Origin of the sequence: Microcoleus sp. N9_A1 (assembly GCF_036701795.1) — a bacterium.
Lineage (GTDB): Bacteria > Cyanobacteriota > Cyanobacteriia > Cyanobacteriales > Microcoleaceae > Microcoleus.
The window spans coordinates 12,197-31,746 of record NZ_JAUBRI010000075.1 but is presented as its reverse complement, the minus strand read 5'-3'; the positions used below and the strand labels follow the sequence as shown (position 1 = coordinate 31,746).

Here is a 19,550-nt window from a genome sequence, read left to right as displayed (position 1 = left end):
CCCTCATTCTCTCCTAGCGCGGTGGCTCTAGTTCTTCTTTTGCCACCGTTCTCATCTTTGGTTAGTCTAAACTACAGGAGTTAAATCGCACTTCACAAACTCGATCGCCCTCTGTCAGAGAATGCTGAGAAAAAGAAGGGCGATCGTAATTATTTGGCGCGTTTGCTGAAAGGCGATCGCTTACTAAAACCCAAACGCTTTAGTAATCAATGGCAGTAGATTATTACAGAATTCTAGGAATTGTGTGGCTTGGGGTACACTTTTCATAATTCGCCCCAGCATCCTATCTGCTGTTTTGGCTTTATTCTTCATTTCTACATCATTAGGATTTTGAGCAGCTTCAGCTAAATCTTTTACTTGTTTTAAAGCATCATTCCTGTCATCATCACTTAAATTTGGATCGGCTTCAATTACTTCTTGGAGTTGGATCAGCAATTCTTTGATTCCGGGTTGATCGGCTTCAGAGGATGAAGGTAAATGGTTGATAATGTTTGATACATTTCCCGTAGCATTACCTCCGATGAAGTTGCCTCCAACACTGCCTCCAACATAAATTTTCGATTGTTCTTCCATGATTGTCTCCTGGTTTAATTGACGATTGATTTTGAATGTATTTTTAAATGTGGTTCAACAGATGATCACCTTCATCTCTTATTTGATACATCTCCCGTAGCATCACCTCCTATGAAATTACCTCTAACACTTCCTTCTATTTTGATAGATCGATCGGTTGAATAGACTATATAGCGACCTTCTTCGTGGCTTTCCATGAAATTGTATAAAATTGAAACTACATTTTTTAACCCTGGAACATCCCTGGTGATAAATATTGGTAATGGAGAACCAGAATTCAAGTATAATTTAAGACCATATTTAGGAGGCCATAATTTATTAAAAGCCCATGAGAGAATTGCGAATCCGATCATCAACATTCCTCCGGTTCTATTGTCACTATTCTGAGGAAAATTCGTGTTTATCAAAATTCCAAAGATAAACGAAAACCAAATCCATGATGATGGCACTTTTGCTGTCGGAACAGGGCATACGCCAAAGCCGGTGACGTTACGAAACTGATAGACATCAGAATCAAATTGAACTGTGTTTTTGGTGATTTCTATTGTAGCCTTCCCGATCTGTCTGTCAGTATTTTGTGATGTATTATTTACACCCATCATTATTTTTTGCAACAATTTAAGCATTAACCTGCTCCCTCCATAAATGAAATCCTTGGGACTACCACTTAATGCTATTGCCATTGACAATACTCCGGACAGTTTTCCAATATGATGAGATCGCCAGCCCGCTAGCTGAGTGCGATCCTCTTCAGGGGCTGCCCTAACGACGTATTTACGTCATCCTAGCTGTATTGCGATCGGTAATCAATTTTGTTATTCCCGCTCGCCCGCAACGAAATTTCGAGGTTTTGAGGTTCTTCTTCACCACCTTGACGTGGGAAGCGTGGGCGATCGCATAAGATCCCACACAAGTGAAAAAAGTGAGTACGACCTGAACCCAAAATAAACAGAAAAATAGGAAAAACTCCAGTGAATCTACAGCGAAATCTGACAATATAAGTTAACCTCAGCGGTGCAAATCTCAGCGGTGCAAACTTAAGTGGAGCTAGATTATTCGCCAACTTAAATGAAGCTGATTATGTTCAAACCGATTTAGATAAAACAATAAATGCTGATAGTGAAACTGAATTATCTGACTCAGAAAACGAAATTGACTGGAACGGTTTTTGCTTTAACTCTGACGCACAAGTGAAAATTGCCGAAATACTCGATCGCACTTCCACTCTCTTTATCCCCAACTCCCAACTGCGACTGACAACACCCGCCGGCAGACAAAACCAAGAAGCTGACTTTCTGATCTTCCACCAAAACAAGCTAGGGATACTGAAAATTGACAGTGGATCATCCTATCCAAACGCAACAGAAGATGAAATGTGCCAGCTTTTCATAGATTCTGGCATCAGTCTTGTCAAACATTACGATGCTACCCGATGCAGCGAAGAACCGGATCTAGTTGTGCAGGAGTTTTTGGAAATTTTGAGTCACGTACAAGCCTAATAAGGTGTTTTTTATTTAAACTGTGATACAAACATTACCTTGATTTTTGATATTTTCTCTTTTCAATAATTAACAATCCTTTATTTCAGAGTCGATGTAATAAATAGTATATATCTTCAATTAATTTAAACATTCGGCGGAAAATTTTACACTAATTCACGGAACCAATTTTGAATTATACCATATTTAAAAGCACAATAGCTTATTTCAATTGCCTTTAAAATTGTAGCAACGAGTTATCTCTTGTGAATTCCTTTTTCTCTTTCATCCTCTGTGTCCTCTGCCTCCTCTGCGGTTACTTTCAAAATTATAAATTTAACCGCAGATATACACAGATGAAGGCAGATTGAGATTGTCTGTTAACGCATAAAACAAAGCGAAGCAATCTTCAGCCCCTGCGATTGCTTCTTACTAATTACCCATTAACCGTTATCCATGATCAATTCTCCGTTCCCCTCAATCACTTCCCCGATCGCGATCGCACCAATTCCCTGAGATTCAAACCATTTAACAGCCTGTTCTACTTCCCTGCGATCGACCAACAGCACAAACCCAATCCCCATATTAAAAGTATTGAACATATCTGCTGTGGCAACTTGGCCCGCTTCAGCAATCCACTGAAAAATTGGCAAATTTGGCCAGCTATTGCTGTCAATTTTCACAGATTGATTGACTCCCAAACAGCGGGGCAAATTTTCCGGCAAACCGCCGCCTGTAATGTGAGCCATGCCGTGAATTTCTAAACCGCTCTTAATGGCTTCGAGGACTGGTTTCACATAAATTTTAGTCGGAGTTAGCAGCACTTCTCCTAAACTTTGGCCGCCTAGCTGTTCGGGTTGCGAATGCCAATCAAAACCCCGATCGCCCGCAATTTTTCTCACCAAACTAAAACCGTTGCTGTGCACGCCCGAACTTGCCAGCCCCACAGCCACATCTCCCACCTGCACCCGCGAACCGTCCAACAATTTGCTCTTTTCGACAATTCCCACACAAAACCCAGCCAAATCGTACTCACCCGAAGAGTAAAAACCGGGCATTTCTGCCGTTTCCCCTCCGAGCAAAGCACAGCCCGCTTGCTTGCAACCGTCAGCAATCCCGGCCACCACCGCAGCTAATTGTTCGGGATTTAACTTTCCCGTCGCTAAATAATCGAGAAAAAAGAGGGGTTCCGCCCCGGATGTCAGCACGTCGTTGACGCACATCGCCACCAAGTCGATACCTACCGTGTCGTGCCGATCGAGATCGTGGGCCAATTTCAACTTAGTCCCAACGCCGTCAGTACCCGAAACCATCACCGGCTCTTTTAAACCCTCCGGGACGCTGAAAAAACCGCTAAACCCGCCGAATCCGCCCAAAACACCCGATCGGTGCGTGCTCTTGACCATACTCCCGATGCGCGAGACAAAAGCTCTGCCCGCCTCAACATCCACACCTGCTTCTCGATAATCCATAAGTCCGCCAAATCGATTTCTAATTTTTAGTTTATGCCCATAACAGTTGACAAACAGCTTTTTTAAGACTAGCCATTCGGCAGCCCACAAAATAGAATAAATTTTTGTAAATTTTTGTAAATTTTTCTGGAATAACTGAAACGGCTGTAAGCCTTGGAACTAAAGGATTTTATGATAGAGGGTTTTGAGAAGATTTGATGAAGATTTGGTGAAAATCGCGATCGCAGCGATCCCCAAGCGCAAAAGTTTGTGGTAGTCTGTTGCAGTTCGTGAACAACACACAAATTGCGGATCGAGTATGAGTTGTCAAGTGTCAGGGAAGTTTCAGCCAAATTTTTTTGGGGCTGAAGCATTAAAGCAAAAACGCACCCCGATACTTTGCTTTGACTCACGGGGGAATGGCGAAGGGCAAGAGAGAAATCCTTGAGGCCCGCCGCCAAATGGCCAATCCTCCAATCTCGGTTGGCAATGGCTATTCACAAAAATGGACGTATGAAGGAAAAATTTGTTGGTGGTCTACTAGCTGTCTTGTTAGTTCCTGTGGTAGGAACGGCATCCTCTTGTCACGCACAAGCAACAGGTGCCGACAACCAAAACTCTCAGGTTTCCGAGCAAGTAATTGCCACCCAACCGTCCCGGCAGTTAAACCCTACTCGGGTCGAAGCGCAAAAAGTCGGACAGTATCAGTATCAAGCAAGAGCTGAAATTGCCCGAGACGCGATCGCCAAAATCCAGCCCCACGAGTTAGGCGGGCGACAAGCAGCGACAGTCTACGTGCGAAACATTCCAGTCATCACCTTTCTGAACGCGAATCCGGCAACAAACACGCCTTTGGGAGAAACTGGCAACAGCCAAGCCGGTGCTAGCAGTCCGTCAAAAGTAGCCGGCGCGACAGAAAATCCCAAAGTTGGAAACATTGCCAGCAAATCCAACAACCAAGAACCCGATCCCGTGTGGCAGGCATCAAGCTTAGCAGCAAGACTCAATCAGCTAGCCCGCAACAACATCGATCCGAACAGCATTACCGTTAAGTGGGAAAAAGGCGATCGCTACATCATCCAGGCAAACGGCGAGGACTTGGTAAACATCAACGCCGAAACAATCCTCCCCGACACCACCAGCGACTTTAGCCGAGACGCCCTGCAAGCAACCAATCGCCTCCGCCGACTTCTGGGCAACGCCGCACCCCTGGAAGAAGTCGCAGGCCAACCCCAACCAGAACCCCCCGTGCTGTCTATGGGCCCAGTTCAAGTGCGCCTCAGCGGCTGGGCTTCCTGGTACGGCCCAGGATTTAACGGCAACCTCAGCGCCAGCGGCGAGCGTTTCAACCAAAATGATATGACCGCAGCCCACCCAAATTTGCCTTTTGGAACGAGAGTCATGGTGAGAAATCTCGACAACGGCCGCACCGTAGTCGTCCGCATTAACGACCGCGGCCCCTATGTGGGCGATCGGCTCATTGACTTGTCCGCCGGCGCCGCCAGCGTACTGGGAATGATCAGCAGTGGCGTTGCGAGAGTGGAAATCGAAGTGATCGAACCGCCGCAGCAAACAACTGTTGGACGTTGACAGTTGACAGTTGACCGTTGACAGTTGACCGTTGACAGTTGACCGTTGGCAGTTGACAGTTGGCAGTTGACCGTTGACAGTTGAGGGCGACCTCTACCTGGAGGGCCGAGGATTGGATTAATGAATAGTCTGATTTTAATTTCTCCCTACAAGGGTTCCGGCTTTAAACCAATTCTTTCTGGTAAGACAGAATAAATAAGTTATCCGAAGTGTAGAAGGCAGAAAGTAGAATAAAACTGACATCTTGGACTCGTCGAGTCCCGATGCGGGCGGGCGAGTTTGTTGCTAACATCGCTGCAAAATGTCCGATCAAACAAATTCAGACAAATAAATTCTGCATTCTGCCGAATGCCTTCAGGAGATTCTACCGGTGCGCCTGTTTACTACCATTGCAGCACTTCGCTGCTACTTAAATTCACAAAAGTCTGCTGCACCTCATTTGACAGTCGGTTTGGTGCCGACGATGGGAGCTTTGCACGCAGGGCATCTGAGCTTGATCCAGCGGGCAAGACAAGAAAATGCGATCGCCCTGGTCAGCATTTTTGTCAACCCGCTGCAATTTGGGCCAACAGAAGATTTTCAAGATTATCCTCGGAATTTCGAGCAAGACCGGCTGTTGTGCGAACAAGCTGGCGTTGATGCCATATTTGCTCCCTCAGCAACTGAAATGTTTGGCCATCAAGCAGTCGGCACAGAAACAGAGCCAACCGCCCAAAAACAGATAGAGATTCACCTTTCATCCTTGACTCAAGTAGTGCCGCCAGCGGCGATGACATCGGTTTTGTGCGGCAAAGCAAGGCCCGGTCATTTTCAAGGCGTCGCGGCAATTGTTACTAAACTTTTGAGTTTGGTGCAGCCGACAAAAGCTTATTTCGGTCAAAAAGACGCCCAGCAGCTAGCAATGATTCGCAAGCTGGTCTTGGATTTTAACTTGCCTGTAGAGATTGTCGCTTGTCCGATCGTCCGCGAAGAGTCAGGACTGGCAAAGAGTTCTCGCAATCAGTATTTAACAGCAGAGCAAAAACAGCAAGCCTCCGTACTCTACCGCGCCCTGCAACAAGCCTCGAAAACGTTTGCTTCAGGCGACCGCACCGCAGCAGCCGCACTCGCTGCCGTGCACGCAGCAGTCGCAGGAGAGCCCGCAGTCAAGCTCGAATACGCCGAACTCGTCGATCCCGACACTTTGACGCCCTTGCAGGTTGTGGAAACAGCGGGACTTTTAGCAGTGGCAGCCAGAGTCGGCTCTACTCGCTTGATTGACAATATAATTCTCAGGAATCGCCGGCCAATTGTGGCGATCGACGGCCCGGCGGGAGCAGGCAAATCTACCGTAACTCGCCTTGCAGCAACAGCTTTGAACTTGTTTTATCTGGATACCGGTGCGATGTATCGGGCGCTGACTTGGCTGGCATTGAAAACAGACACGCCGATTTCCGACGAATGCGCGATCGCCGAATTAATCAGTTCCAGTTATTTGGAATACAACCTCGATCCCGCATCAAAGATGTTGAAGATTAACGGCGAAGACGTAACCGAGGCAATTCGCAGTTTGGAAGTGACATCCCGCGTCTCGGAAATGGCGGCAATTCCCGCCGTGCGGCAGTTTCTGGTGGAGGAACAGCGACGCTGCGGCACAAAAGGCGGAATTATAGCAGAAGGCCGGGATATCGGCACTAACGTGTTTCCCGATGCGGAACTAAAGATTTTTTTGACGGCTTCGGTACAAGAGCGATCGCGCAGGCGGCTGTTAGAACTTAAAGACACCGATCGGGCTAATATTAGCTTGGCCCAATTGGAACAAGACATTGCCCTGCGGGACGAAAAGGACAGCACCCGCGAGGTTGCACCTTTGCGTAAAGCGGCCGATGCTGTGGAAATTCAAACAGACAATCTGACTGTTGCTGAAGTTATCGATCGGATTGTCGGCTTGTACAAAGAGAGAATCGGCCCTAAAAGTTAATTTTACGACACTGGGGGCGCGCGATCGCCCTCATATCAAATCCGGTTTAACTCAGATATTGCACCATTCTCAAGAACAGGCTTTCCGGCCTGTTCCACAAAGAGTAGATTTTCGGCGTTGCTTAATCAGGGTATGAAAAAAATAAGTTGAAAATCCAGAAGCTTTGTGGATACCAGTTTCTATGACTTGCATTTTTAGCCTTTCATACCGTAAATCAGCAACGCCTAGATTTTCTTGTGGAACAGGCCGGAAAGCCTGTTCATAAAAGCTTATTGACAATGGTGCAACATTTCAGGTTAAACCAACTTGCAGTGTCAGGTAGGGACGCGGGCCGATGCGGGCTGAGTCCCTCACACTCACAATATAGTGCCATGAATCCGATTTGAGCGCCGTCCCCCTGGCTGGGAAAAAAGTTCAACCATCCCGCGTTTTCATGGGTTAGGGCATTTCTGGCGCACAAATCTTAAATTTTTTTATCCGGACGGACTTCCCCACGATCGGTTATTTCCAGTAGCATTTTTACGGGCAGTCCAATTTAAGATTATCCTCTTAAGTGGATTAACTTGATATCAACATAAAATCTCAAATTAACTGTACAAGGTGTGAAGGAGAGAATGACGTGACAAAATTGAAACTGCTGTGGAGGCGGCGAAAAACTTTAATCGTTGCTTTTATGGCCGCCACAGGAAGTTTTTTGCTGGGTGTGACATGGCCGATTAACTTGCGGGCAAATCAGCCATTGCAACCGATTCAGGCGCAAGTCTTGGCCGTATCCCAGTCGCCAGAACAACAGCCGATGTCCAATATTAATCAGTTCTCCGAGGCGATCGCCAATCGAGTAGAATTTTCCCAACAGGCTCTAGCCCAAGTGCAGGCAATCCGATTTCAATCAGCCGTACCGTCGCAGTTTCAAGGTACAACCATTCGTCACGCGAAACTCGACTCCCAGCACAAGGCGATCGCCCTGACATTTGACGACGGCCCCTGGCCGAAAACAACTACACAAATCCTAGATATTCTCAAGGAAAATAATATTAAGGCTACATTCTTCTGGGTAGGAAGATACCTGCAAACTTATCCCGAAATTGGCAAACAGGTCGCAGCAGCCGGTCACGCGATCGGCAATCACACTTGGAGCCACCAATACCTTCAGTATAACGAAGACGGTGCTGCTCGCGAGATCGATCGCACTTCATCCTTAATTGAGGAGTTGACTGGCATCCAAACATCGATTTTTCGCCCGCCAGGAGGCATTTTAAACAATGGATTGGCAGCTTACGCTCAAAAGAAAAATTATGCAGTTGTGATGTGGTCTGCTGATTCTTTTGATTGGCGAACTCTTACGGAATCTTTGATGGACAACGTGATGAGGCAGGCAAAATCCGGGGGCATTGTGCTGATGCACGACGGCGGCGGCAATCGAGCGAGAACTGTAAAAGCTTTACCTGATATTATTGCTCGATTCAGAAAGGAAGGGTACATTTTCGTAACAGTTCCCGAGTTATTGCAGATGCAAGAACAAGAGTCAAAACAGCAGGAAACAGCACAAAAATAAAAATTTGGAAAAGTGGTTATTTACGCCATTTTTCCATTTTTTTGTAGGTAGATTGCTCGAATTTTCAGAACTAAGTAGAACTTTTGACGAAGTTGTCACCCGTCCGTAAATCTGCTCTCAATCTTGCCAGGATTTGTTCTTTTGTAAGTTCTGAATCAATTCTATAAATATTTTTAGCTTTTTTAAGTAGCTTGTATATCTCTGGCGATCCTGCTGCAATACCAAACTCTGATATAATGTCATCCGGTATTAACGGCATTAACATTTCTTGGTCGTCTAAGAGTGTATTAAGAATAAGCTTTTTAAGTTCAAACCTAAAATCTGAATTGATTGAGGAATTTTTCAATACCTCATTCCATTTACTTTGATATCTATTTCTAAGCCTTACCACATCTTTTGTCACACCAAGATCACCCATTACTTCTCGAATCAAATTGTCATAATCCCAAGGTGAAAAGTAGCGTTTTCGGCGCATATTCCACTGCTTAATAATTTCATCCTTTGACTCATCGCGTTCTATGGATTGTATGCACTTTAGAATCGCTTCTAGAAACCTCTGGGCTTCATCTACTAACTTAATTAAAGACTTTTCCCAATCATAATCATTTTCGGGTTTAGAAGTTCCAGAAATAGATTCAAACCACTCTGAGCATTTTTTTTGAACCCCACTATTGTGATCGTCTTTATTAGCAATGTTATGCTGAAGAAGAGTACGCAACGATTGAACAAGATAAAAATGCGTACTTAAATTTTTACTGGTGTCTAAATCAAAAGTATCAAATAGCTCTACTAAAAATTTAATATCAGACTTTTTACCTGCTTCCCAATATAAGGTATATAACCAAGAGATTACTCGCTGAAAGCAGCACTCAGACATTCCCTCTAAAGTAAACTGAATACTGATTGAACCAAATAATTGATCGCCTTCAATAATTTGAGAAACTATGGAATCGATTTCTTGTTTACAGGCATCAATTTTTTGATAAGCTTTCAGCACCTCTTCGGATGAATTCATAGTTATTTCTTTTTTTGCAATGGTTGAGAGTAATAGGCTATCGGATCTGCAATAGGACCAAGAAAGTTGAAAGCAATGTGAAATTCACCCGGAGACTCACCTTCAAGAATATCGGGCTTGCCAAATAGCTGTGGAATAAAAGGAATGCGACTACGCTGCAATTCTGATACATATAAAGCTCCACGCTCATAAGGTTTTTCATGCCTCCACGCGACTTCTCCCGTAAATTTTCTTGGGTTTCCATCGGAACCACTCGCAAGATAACTACGGAGAATTCGTCTACGTCCTATTGATGAACTCTCATTTTCAAGCTCTCTGAATATTTCTAAAGAAGTCTGAATTCGATCTAGATGGAAGTTAGCCAAGCCTTTCAAATAAGTTAGAGATAGATTCTCATAAAACTCTGTTGTCTTCATTAATGTTTCTACAATTTGTAGGCAACTTTTCCAATCTTCTTGACTAAACAAAACAATTTTTCTCTCGCCCATAAATAAGTTTTCCTTGGCTTTACTTAACCACCAAACTTTAAGAAGTAAATACAGGCAGCGTGAATCTTGATTTATTTTCTCCCAATGTTCCTTCAAGTAATCAACTGCTCTTTCACAAGCCTGAATATTATCATCTGTTAAGGAAGATGTGAATAATATATTCTTAACAATGGCATAAGCTCTTAGGTAATAACCAGCACTAGATTCCATCGCTAAAAGAGCATGAAATGCTTCTTCAGTAAGTTCCTGGCTTCCAACTAACTCACCTATTTGAAGACGAAGCTTTTGAAAACGTTCTTGCTGGTCAGGGAAATACTCCTCAGATTCCGCTAAAGTAAATACGTGATAGACATTTGCCTCTATTTCAGTACGAACTCCTATATCGATACTCTTGTCCGACAAAAGCTCTCTACTTGTCCAAAGCAAAACATCTATCGGGTAGTAGTTTTCTGAATTTAATGAGAGCGCCTCAAAAGCTGCTTCTTGTGCTTGCTTAAGAAAAGGCAGCGATTCTTCGTAGTTTTGTATTTCTTTTAAAGTAGTAAACTTGGTTCCTAAAACAGAAGCTAGTTCTACTAATAAATAACTGCGTATCCCCCTATTTTTCTTGTCAAGACCCACTTGGTCAAGAGCTATACGAAGCACATTTTCTGCTCTATCTAAAAGCTCAATACGCTCCTCTTTAGATAATATTAAACTCGCATTCCTTCGTTGTCTTTGGACGCTTTCTGTTAAAAGAGTAGCTTCTTGTAGCATTAAGCTAGGATTTTGAACGCTGTAATCTTCTCGTAACTGACGAAGAATTTCAGCAATTTCTCGAAAATAGGGTGCAAAATAATTTGCATCACGTCCTTTAGGACCCATACTTCTAATTAAGGAAACTGCAAATGAAATCTCTGTTTCACCGTTGAAGTTACCTTTTTCACGAATATTTAATAAAATATCCCTAGCACAATCAACTTCTGCTTTTGCACTACCCAAAAGAGATTTAGAAATTTCTTGAGCTTCAATTTGATGTCGAGCACCAATTTCAAGATTACCATGAGCATCTTCGTACCACTGCACAATATCCGTTTTAAGTCTTTTAATTAAACTAACAAAATCTGTAATTGCTCCTGTATTAATTGCTCGCATCATAATTTCTAATGGAAGATTAATTCCAAAACGTCCAGGAACCATTACTAATCGAATTAGTTTCTGAAGTAATGTTACCTCTTCTCCATCTATCACCCAATCTTCTGAAGGTAAAAGTTGCTCTTCAGTAATCAAGCCCCCTTTTAAAAAGGCAGTTGCAAATGTAGTTTGTGAGGCTACCTTTCCCACAGAAAGTTTAGAGGAGTCTTGTTCCGCATATTTTACTTCTTTAGCCAATCCTGCTCTTATTTGACTTTTAGTAGGTGGTAAAAGCCTATAGAGGGCCACTAAGAACCTATGACCACCGTGTTCGCTGAGCTTTCTAAGGTCTACACTAGAGGATGATGCAAACTTTTCAACAAAAGCTATAAATCCAGATATTTCGTCTATTCCTTCTCTTCTTGGAGAAACATTCCTGAGAGATGCAGGAGCCTCGACAAAATTATCTTTTTTTGCAGCCTCACCATAGCAACTACCAACAACAACTACTTTACGCCCTCGACTAGAAAGCCTTTTAGTCAATTCGTAGTATGGCTCTTGCTCAACCATTCCATCCCAAATAATTAGAACCGCAGATGCACCCAAATCTTCAGCCCATTTACAAAAAGTATCTAAATCACTTAAAAGAGGGAGTTTAGAGCGATGCTCAATAAATAAAACAGGATACTTTTTTTCCTTACGAATTGAATATGCAAGATGACCAAGAGCAATACTTTTACCCGTGCCTGACTGTCCACAAAGAATTACTGGCTCATCCTGCAACTCATTAGATTTCAATCTTTTAGTAACAATTTCTTGAAGATGACTCTCAAAATTACGCTTAAATGCAAACCCCCGTGCATATCCTGACCAGATAGGTCTATTGCTAGATTCTGCTAGGAAAGCTCTGAACTCACTATATAATTTATTTTCTCCAATGTGTGGTGGCTCAAGAAGAATCATGTCATCTAGAATAGTTGCCGATCTCGAAACTTGATTCCAAAGATTTAGGGGAACAGTTAAAGACTTTTCCTCTAGAGTAATGCGACGACCATATTCCTCCTTCTCCGGTGGTTCACCAAGTGTAACATCGCCTGCTTCTTGAACACGTAAAAGATATACTGCCAAGTTTTCGTCATGGAGAATAACTTTACCTTCTTGTACTCGTCTAGCAATACGTGAATTTTGTTTGATTGCTTCATTTGCACTAAAAATATGAACCTGAGCTTGGTTAAGACTTTGAATAACAGGTGTTAATTTCTGTGGAGAGAACCAGTCTAAATCACCTGCATAGCCTTCTATCACCAGTGTTCCGAAAGGAGTGATAAGTTCGGGTAATCTACGGGCTAGAGCATTTGCTACGGAATATCGAACGTCTAGCTCATCTTCATTCAAAGGAGGTCTTTTATTCTTATCGTCTTGATTAACACAGCCAAACAAAAATGTACAGTGGAGACGATGGCGATTTCTAGGATCGCTTGGATTAAGAGTTTCCGAATCATATATTGACTGTAGTTCTCGCCAACTCGTTGTTCGGAAGGCTTTGAGGCAAATTGTGTCAATTGCAGAAGTGTAAACACCACTCCAGGGGAAACTAGCAACTGTCTCTAGCCATTCTGGATGAGGAAAACGATCGCAGCGTTCTTGCATCCAAGCTAATGCTGCCTCGGATGCTTCTGAAGCGCTTCCAGCTAAGATTTGACCGTAATCATCTCCAGTCCCACCATACTTACGTAGGATCTCGGATAGAAAAGGATCTCTGCCCGACTCTAGCTTTAGATAATTTTGACCTAATAGTAGAAACGCAGGACCGGACTTGAGTCGCTCAGAAAGTTCGCTGGTTAACTGAGTCATATAATTAGACTAGCTTTTTCCATGTATCTACTGGATCGTAACAGCTAGAGAGATAAGTTGCAGGCGACTTACCAGATTCATGACCACAAATTGATCGACAATCGCTACGCTATAACAGAGCATCAGTTCGATCGCCAGTCGATCGCGTCGAGCAAACACAACGAGATGCCATCCCCCAACTACTGGCAATGGGTTTAACCGTCGAACAAGTTGCCCAGGCGCTTTCTCTGTCGGTGGAAGAGGTGCAGCGATTGGGATAAAGGGTGGCTACTCCAAAGGCTGTACCCATCGCGACCTCCCGCCATCGCGTACACCAAACCGCGCCGATATTCATGCCGGACAGTATTATCACGTTCGAGGGCAAGGTAATCTTCGGGGCTAAAACCAGACGGGATGGCAATCATAGCGAAGTCGGCAAAATCGATACGTTAATTGTAGCCATATTACCAGAAAGAATTGGTTTAAAGCCGGAACCCTTGTAGGGAGAAATTAAAATCAGACTATTCATTACTCCAATCCTCTTCCTTCCAGGTAGAGGTCGCTATCAACTGTCAACTGTCAACTGTCAACTGTCAACTGTCAACTGAACAATTTAGGTTTGAATCTAACGGCAAATCCTGCAACTGAGAATTCACCCAATTAGCCGCCGCCAAACCCGATCGCAAAGCAGCTTCAATTTGACCATCCCCGCACAAATCCCCCGCACAAACCAGCGGCAAATCCCCCGCAGCAGCCAAACAAGAAACAGGTAAAGGATTTCGACAAAAAGCATAGCGCCAGCGGTGAACCTGCAACCATTGCGGCTCTTTGAGCCAAGGGATTAAATATTCAGAAGTGCGATCGAGCAATTCTTGACCGATAATATTCAAATCAGCAGCTTCTAAATAGCGATCGGCAAAATTAGCAGTGCTGTGAACCACAAACACAGGCTGCTGCGGCTCGAATCGCTTGCTGCTGTCCAGGCCAATCCAAGCTAAATCAGAATCATCGGGAAAAGAAACAGATTTCAACTGCGGATTTAGATTGCTCAAATCTAACTCCCGTTCCGCAGAATAGCCAGCCATCACTGTAATGCAAGGGTCGTACTCTACAGAACGCAATTTGTCAAGAAAATCTGGCGACAAACCGATTTCCGAATCCAAAAACATTAAAGCTTGAGGAGCAGGAATTGCCACAACCACCGCCTTAGCAAACAATTCTTGAGGTAGCTCTAAATTGTCGTCGGTAACTTCCAGGGAAAGACGCCACATTTGATTGTCGGTACGAGAAATCGCCTTGACTCGGCGGCCGTACCAAATATCTAAACCCTCTGCGATATACTTACCGACAGCATTCATCCCAGCAGGCGCGACATAACAAGAATTAGGAATAAAAGATATTTCTCCTTGTCGGAATTCTCCCACACTATCCGTCCAGAGTTTCATGAGCTGTCGATCGACCAAAGCCTCAATTAACCCCTGCACCGCATCCCCCTGCGGTTCCAGATACCGCGCCCCGTGATCGGCCCTAGTACCCTGTACGCGGCGGGTAGCAACACGTCCCCCCGCGCCGCGAGATTTCTCAACAACCGCCACAGAATAGCCAGCGAGGCGCAACTGCCGAGCACAAATCAGCCCCGCCATCCCCGCACCGATCGCCACAACATCGAACATAGTTAAACTGTCAGTATTTTGGATTTAGTAATCAGCTTAAAGGCTGCGGGGCCCAAGATGCTCTGCGCCACGAGCATAAAAACCCACAGCCGTAGCGTAGCGCGGCTCCATCCATCGCCCTGCACCACGTAGTAGAATAGGGGTTGGCACGAATCGACAGGTAAGATTAGTTTAAAAAAATGTAGCGCTCGGCAAGTTCCTGGCGCGCGATCGTTACTAGGGCACAATCTAAAATCTAAAATCTAAAATCTAAAATAGCATTAGCGAGGGCAAAATCTTGGACGAACTCAGAGCAGCACTAGAATTGACAACAGAAGAAGAATTGCAGCAACTAACCGAACTGTTGTTTAGCCGCAAGTTTAACCCTTTAGATTACGTGCAAACCCCCGCACCGATAGACGTACAAAGTCGCGATCGCGAAGCATGGCTAGACGCCGTAGAACAGCGGTTTCGCTACCTTGCAGCCGACGGGTTGACGGTACTCAGAGGGCGAACCGAACAAGTAACTTACAGACAAGCACTAATTCAAGTTTGTCGCTATCTCAAAATCCCTTATCCCAAACTGTTGTCAACCACCGACTTAGAGGCAGAAGTATTTCTGCACTTAATGGGCCGCGCGTGGAAGCGTTTGCCGGCAGATGAACAGCAAGCGCTGACAGTGCGCGTACAGCGAGCAATTGTTGATTCTAAACTCTCTGAACCCTTGCCAATTTCTGCGGAAAAAGACCCGCTGGGTTTGCTCTTCAAAGGTGGCAGCGCTTTAGCCGTTAGTTCCATCTTAAAACCCATGTTGCTGAAATTGATAGCCCATCAATTTGCCCTGCACTTTGCCACCTATCAAATGGCTAAACAAGCAGTGATTACAGGGACTGCAACCGCAGCAACCCAGTTTCAAAGTTATGTCGCAATTCAGACGGCGCGGCGCGGTATGGCCGTGAGTGCTGCTCGTTACGGTGCGACGCGGAGCGTGTTTTCGTTGCTTGGCCCGGTGATGTGGACTTGGTTTGTAGCGGATTTGGGTTGGCGATCGATTTCCACGAACTACGGCCGCATTATTCCGACCATTTTTGCCTTAGCTCAAATTCGATTAACGCGATCGGAATGCGTTTGGGAACTAGCATAACGATTTTGGATTTTAGATTGAAGAATTGGAGTGTGGGTGAATATCAGAAATTGGTTGAGACTAGCTACTCAACAGACAGCCAAAAATCTCAAGTCTCGTCTGCAACAACATCCCGATACCCGCCTGGAAATTCCTTGGAATTTCGCTCAAATCGGGATGATGATTTTTCCCTTAATTCCAATTTTGGGAGCTTTAGGAATATTCCTGGGATTGGCCGGCACTTGCAGGCAAAAGTTCCGGCAAATTAGCCGTAGCCCGCTGAATCGAGGATTCGCAATTCTAAGCGCGCTGCTAGTCATCACGGCGATTTTGGCCAACAACCGTATTGAGGCTGTTTTAGGCTTGTGCAATTTTTTGCCGTTCTTTATATTGTTTGCGGCTTTCAGTAGTTTAATTCAAACTCCGGCTCAGTTGCGACAATTGTCTTGGGCGATCGTAATTAGTTCAATTCCCGTGATAATTTTAGGTCTGGGACAGCAATTTTTAGGTTGGAGTGGCATCGATCAATTGCAGCCTATTTTTGGCTGGGTACTCGAACCCCAAGGCAATCCCCCCGGCCGTATGGCTTCTGTATTTATGTACGCTAATATTTTAGCTTGCTATCTGACAATTGCTTTTATTTTAGCAATGGGACTGTGGATGGAAGAAGTCAGTTGTCAGTTGTCAGTTGGCAGTTGTCAGTTGGCAGTTGTCAGTCGTCACAACTTACCAATTCCCAATTCCCAATTCCCAATTCCCAATTACCGATTCCTATTTTTAAGTTTTGCAGTGATCGGAAATGCTCTTGCTTTGATTTTTACTAATTCTCGCAATGCTTGGGGACTGGCAGTTTTGGCAGTTTTGGCTTTTGCATTTTATGCGGGTTATAAAAAATTATTAGCTGCGGTTTTTAGTGTGGCTAGCACAGTTTTTTTGTCGGCTTTAGGTCCCCAACCTTTACGGCAGTATTTGCGAATAATTGTCCCGGCTTTCTTTTGGGCTAGACTCACCGACGAGATGTTCCCAAATCGGCCGACTGCTACTTTGAGAACTACTCAGTGGGAATTTGCTTGGTCAATGACTCAGCAGCGTCCTTGGACTGGTTGGGGATTGCGAAATTTTACGCCTCTCTATCAAGCTCAAATGCAAGAATGGCTTGGTCATCCTCACAGTTTGATACTGATGTTGACTGCGGAAACGGGAATACCCGCAACGCTTTTTTTGTTTGGTTTAGTTGGTTTGGTTTTGGCTAGGGGTGTTTTGCTGCTGGCGAATTGGCCGCTTTTTTCTGCGGATATTAAACAGGAGCAAATAGCAGCACTGGAAAAAGCGGAAAATGCTTTAGTTGTCAATCAAAAATCAATATTTATTAGCACAAATCAGGTAGTTTGTCAAGATGTAAGAGTAACCGATCGCCTAATTTTTTTCAGTTATTTATTAGCCTTCGTCGCCTGTACGCTTTTTAACACTGTAGACGTGACGGTGTTTGATTTCCGAGTCAATACGATAAGCTGGTTGCTGTTAGCCGCAATTTGCGGTGTTTGCAAAGACGGCATCGGGAATGGGGCATCGGGAATTGGGCATCGGGCATCGGGAATAGGGCATTGGGAATAGGGCATCGGGCCTTGGGCATTTGGCCTTGGGAATAGGAGGAAAAAGGAAAAAGCCATAATTCTTCCTTCTTCCGACTTTCATTGGACTGACATCCGTTACATCCGTTACAGAATCCGTTGCCGAACTTCCCTTATTCCACCGTCACCGACTTCGCCAAATTGCGCGGCTGATCCACATCCAAACCCCGACGGGCTGCAATGTGATAAGCCAACAATTGCAGCGGAATCACTGTCACAATCGGCGACAACAATTCATCCACCAAAGGCACCGGCAAAATGTGGTCAAAAATATCGGCTTCCGCCACACCTTGCTTCGGCGTAACGCCAATTAAACGGGCGTCGCGCGCTTTGGCTTCTTGAGCGTTGGAAAGCACCTTTTCGTAAACGCTTCCGGGCATGGCGATCGCCACTACAGGCACTTTCGCATCCAAAAGGGCGATCGGGCCGTGTTTCATCTCACCCGCCGGATATCCTTCAGCGTGAATGTAGCTAATTTCCTTCAGTTTCAGCGCCCCTTCCAAAGCAATCGGAAAGTTAATTCCCCGCCCCAAAAAGATAAAATCTTGGGTTTCCGTGAACTGGTGGGACAATTCCTCCACATACTGTTCCTGAATCTCCAAAAACTTCTCAATTTCGGCTGGCAACTGGCGCAAACCCGAAATAATTTCTGCCAATCTCTCGGTGCTGATTGTTTGCCGCTGGTGCGCCAAATCCAAGGCTAAGAAATAGAATGCCATCAACTGAGTGACAAAAGTTTTAGTGGCCGCAACGCCGATTTCTATACCGGCGTGGGTGTTGAGGACGTGCGGCATCATGTGGGCGATCGAACTTTCAGTCCTGTTAGTAATGCCTAACATTCTCGCCCGAAACTTATCGGTAAAACCAGCGCGGCGCTGCTGTTCCATCCCCAAAGCAGCCAGCGTGTCCGCCGTTTCTCCCGACTGAGTTACCCCAATAGTTAAAGTATTTGCTGTCAGCGGTGCGGGCGCGTAGCGGTACTCAGAAGCGTACTGCACCGCAGTGGGAATATTAGCTAATTGTTCCAACAAATATTTGCCAATTAGCGAGGCGTGCCAGCTCGTTCCGCAGGCGAGAATTGAAATTTGTTCGACATCGGCGCAAAGTTCCTTGGGCAAGTTGAGATTGATGGGAGAGCGCGGATTTCCCGGCTGCCAATCGCTGTCTAAATAAGCCTCTAAACAAGCTCGGACTACCGCTGGCTGTTCGTAAATCTCCTTGTGCATGAAGTGTTTGAAGCCTTGTTTTTCGACTAAAACCGGACTCCAACCAAGGATGCGCGGGCTTTTTTTCAGCCTTTCCCCTGCAAAGCTGTAAACTTCCACTCCCATCGAAGTTAGTCTTGCCAATTCGCCATTTTCCAAGGACAAAACAGTGCGGGTGTGAGATACTAAGGCTGGCGTGTCGGAAGCGCAGAAAAATTCGCCTGCACCAAACCCAATCACCAAAGGAGCTTGCTGTCTGGCGACAATTATTTCCTCTGGAAAATCTGCACAGATAACGGCGATCGCAAAAGCTCCTTCTAATTTATTTACCGCATTTAAAACAGTTTCCAAAAACGATAAATCAGCAATTTTTTCTGTTTTTTTATCTTTTCCTTCTTCCTTCTCCCTTCTTGCTTCTTTCAAAAATTCAGCTATTAAATGAGGAATAACTTCTGTATCGGTATCCGAGACAAATTTATGTCCCTTTGCTTTCAATTCTTTCCGCAACTCGCGATAATTTTCGACAATTCCATTTTGAACTACCGCAATTCGCCCGTTATTATCCATGTGAGGGTGAGCGTTATATTCCTCTGGTTTGCCGTGAGTTGCCCAGCGGGTGTGTCCGATACCGATGGGAGCCGGAGAGTCTATCTCTGCTAGCTTTTCCCGGAGGTTGTGCAATTTGCCCTTGGCTCGGATGCAGGTAATTTCTCCTTCCGAGATGGTAGCGAGGCCCGCTGAATCGTAGCCCCGGTATTCTAGTTTCTCCAATCCTGCTAGCAAAATCTCGCTTGCTGCTTGCGTGCCGATATAGCCAACGATTCCGCACATTTAACGTACTACTCCTGCTTAGCGATCGTAATCAAAACCCAGTTTTATTATT

General features: G+C 44.9%; 14 protein-coding genes and 1 pseudogene. 8 read left to right on the top strand and 7 right to left on the bottom strand.

What is annotated here, in order from left to right:
- Positions 1-183 precede the first annotated feature (183 nt).
- Positions 184-573, bottom strand: coding sequence for a hypothetical protein (locus QUA58_RS25925; protein WP_333396821.1), 390 nt, complete (start codon positions 571-573; stop codon positions 184-186).
- Between the two features lie 71 nt (positions 574-644).
- Positions 645-1,256 (bottom strand): hypothetical protein, encoded by a 612-nt coding sequence (locus QUA58_RS25920; protein ID WP_333396819.1) that lies wholly within the window; start codon positions 1,254-1,256, stop codon positions 645-647.
- A gap of 507 nt (positions 1,257-1,763) precedes the next feature.
- On the opposite strand from QUA58_RS25920, the gene QUA58_RS25915 reads away from it, so the two are divergent.
- A complete protein-coding gene (locus tag QUA58_RS25915; protein ID WP_333396817.1) occupies positions 1,764-2,072 on the top strand; it encodes a hypothetical protein in 309 nt (102 codons plus the stop codon).
- Between the two features lie 422 nt (positions 2,073-2,494).
- Here QUA58_RS25915 and purM read toward each other — a convergent pair whose 3' ends face one another.
- On the bottom strand, positions 2,495-3,523 hold the full coding sequence (gene purM / locus QUA58_RS25910; protein ID WP_333396814.1) for a phosphoribosylformylglycinamidine cyclo-ligase: 1,029 nt from the start codon (positions 3,521-3,523) through the stop codon (positions 2,495-2,497).
- Between the two features lie 492 nt (positions 3,524-4,015).
- On the opposite strand from purM, the gene QUA58_RS25905 reads away from it, so the two are divergent.
- The 3 genes from QUA58_RS25905 to QUA58_RS25895 all read left to right on the top strand — a co-directional run bounded on the left by QUA58_RS25905 (position 4,016) and on the right by QUA58_RS25895 (position 8,607).
- Positions 4,016-5,092 carry a septal ring lytic transglycosylase RlpA family protein gene (locus QUA58_RS25905; RefSeq protein WP_333396811.1) on the top strand — a complete coding sequence of 359 codons (1,077 nt, stop codon included), beginning with the start codon at positions 4,016-4,018 and terminating at the stop codon, positions 5,090-5,092.
- A gap of 370 nt (positions 5,093-5,462) precedes the next feature.
- A complete protein-coding gene (locus tag QUA58_RS25900; protein ID WP_333396810.1) occupies positions 5,463-7,052 on the top strand; it encodes a bifunctional pantoate--beta-alanine ligase/(d)CMP kinase in 1,590 nt (529 codons plus the stop codon).
- A 619-nt stretch (positions 7,053-7,671) separates the two neighbouring features.
- On the top strand, positions 7,672-8,607 hold the full coding sequence (locus tag QUA58_RS25895; RefSeq protein WP_333396807.1) for a polysaccharide deacetylase family protein: 936 nt from the start codon (positions 7,672-7,674) through the stop codon (positions 8,605-8,607).
- 70 nt (positions 8,608-8,677) lie between these two features.
- On the opposite strand, the gene QUA58_RS25890 is transcribed toward QUA58_RS25895, so the two are convergent.
- A complete protein-coding gene (locus tag QUA58_RS25890) occupies positions 8,678-9,622 on the bottom strand; it encodes a hypothetical protein (RefSeq protein ID WP_333396804.1) in 945 nt (314 codons plus the stop codon).
- Between the two features lie 2 nt (positions 9,623-9,624).
- On the bottom strand, positions 9,625-13,077 hold the full coding sequence (locus QUA58_RS25885) for a P-loop NTPase (RefSeq protein WP_333396802.1): 3,453 nt from the start codon (positions 13,075-13,077) through the stop codon (positions 9,625-9,627).
- Positions 13,078-13,211: 134 nt separating this feature from the next.
- On the opposite strand from QUA58_RS25885, the pseudogene QUA58_RS25880 reads away from it, so the two are divergent.
- Positions 13,212-13,337: pseudogene (locus tag QUA58_RS25880) on the top strand (Uma2 family endonuclease); the annotation flags it as partial.
- A 72-nt stretch (positions 13,338-13,409) separates the two neighbouring features.
- On the top strand, positions 13,410-13,559 hold the full coding sequence (locus QUA58_RS25875) for a hypothetical protein (RefSeq protein ID WP_333396800.1): 150 nt from the start codon (positions 13,410-13,412) through the stop codon (positions 13,557-13,559).
- Positions 13,560-13,649: 90 nt separating this feature from the next.
- On the opposite strand, the gene QUA58_RS25870 is transcribed toward QUA58_RS25875, so the two are convergent.
- A complete protein-coding gene (locus QUA58_RS25870; protein WP_333396798.1) occupies positions 13,650-14,729 on the bottom strand; it encodes an FAD-dependent oxidoreductase in 1,080 nt (359 codons plus the stop codon).
- Between the two features lie 277 nt (positions 14,730-15,006).
- Here QUA58_RS25870 and QUA58_RS25865 point away from each other — a divergent pair, with 277 nt between their 5' ends.
- Both QUA58_RS25865 and QUA58_RS25860 read left to right on the top strand, forming a co-directional pair.
- Positions 15,007-15,852, top strand: a complete 846-nt coding sequence (locus tag QUA58_RS25865) for a YaaW family protein (protein WP_333396796.1) — start codon at positions 15,007-15,009, stop codon at positions 15,850-15,852.
- A gap of 36 nt (positions 15,853-15,888) precedes the next feature.
- The gene (locus QUA58_RS25860; protein WP_333396793.1) at positions 15,889-17,445 is read left to right on the top strand and encodes an O-antigen ligase family protein; all 1,557 of its coding nucleotides are present in this window, start codon (positions 15,889-15,891) and stop codon (positions 17,443-17,445) included.
- A 130-nt stretch (positions 17,446-17,575) separates the two neighbouring features.
- Here the strand turns inward: QUA58_RS25860 and glmS are convergent, their stop codons facing one another.
- On the bottom strand, positions 17,576-19,498 hold the full coding sequence (glmS, locus tag QUA58_RS25855) for a glutamine--fructose-6-phosphate transaminase (isomerizing) (RefSeq protein WP_333396791.1): 1,923 nt from the start codon (positions 19,496-19,498) through the stop codon (positions 17,576-17,578).
- Between the last annotated feature and the right edge of the window lie 52 nt (positions 19,499-19,550).

Excerpts from the sequence above, each read along its gene's own strand:
- QUA58_RS25925 (WP_333396821.1), bottom strand. The coding sequence starts at position 573 with ATGGAAGAACAATCGAAAATTTATGTTGGAGGCAGTGTTGGAGGCAAC.
- QUA58_RS25920 (WP_333396819.1), bottom strand. The coding sequence starts at position 1,256 with ATGGCAATAGCATTAAGTGGTAGTCCCAAGGATTTCATTTATGGAGGG.
- purM (WP_333396814.1), bottom strand. The coding sequence starts at position 3,523 with ATGGATTATCGAGAAGCAGGTGTGGATGTTGAGGCGGGCAGAGCTTTT.
- QUA58_RS25905 (WP_333396811.1), top strand. The coding sequence starts at position 4,016 with ATGAAGGAAAAATTTGTTGGTGGTCTACTAGCTGTCTTGTTAGTTCCT.
- QUA58_RS25890 (WP_333396804.1), bottom strand. The coding sequence starts at position 9,622 with ATGAATTCATCCGAAGAGGTGCTGAAAGCTTATCAAAAAATTGATGCC.
- QUA58_RS25885 (WP_333396802.1), bottom strand. The coding sequence starts at position 13,077 with ATGACTCAGTTAACCAGCGAACTTTCTGAGCGACTCAAGTCCGGTCCT.
- QUA58_RS25875 (WP_333396800.1), top strand. The coding sequence starts at position 13,410 with ATGCCGGACAGTATTATCACGTTCGAGGGCAAGGTAATCTTCGGGGCT.
- QUA58_RS25870 (WP_333396798.1), bottom strand. The coding sequence starts at position 14,729 with ATGTTCGATGTTGTGGCGATCGGTGCGGGGATGGCGGGGCTGATTTGT.
- glmS (WP_333396791.1), bottom strand. The coding sequence starts at position 19,498 with ATGTGCGGAATCGTTGGCTATATCGGCACGCAAGCAGCAAGCGAGATT.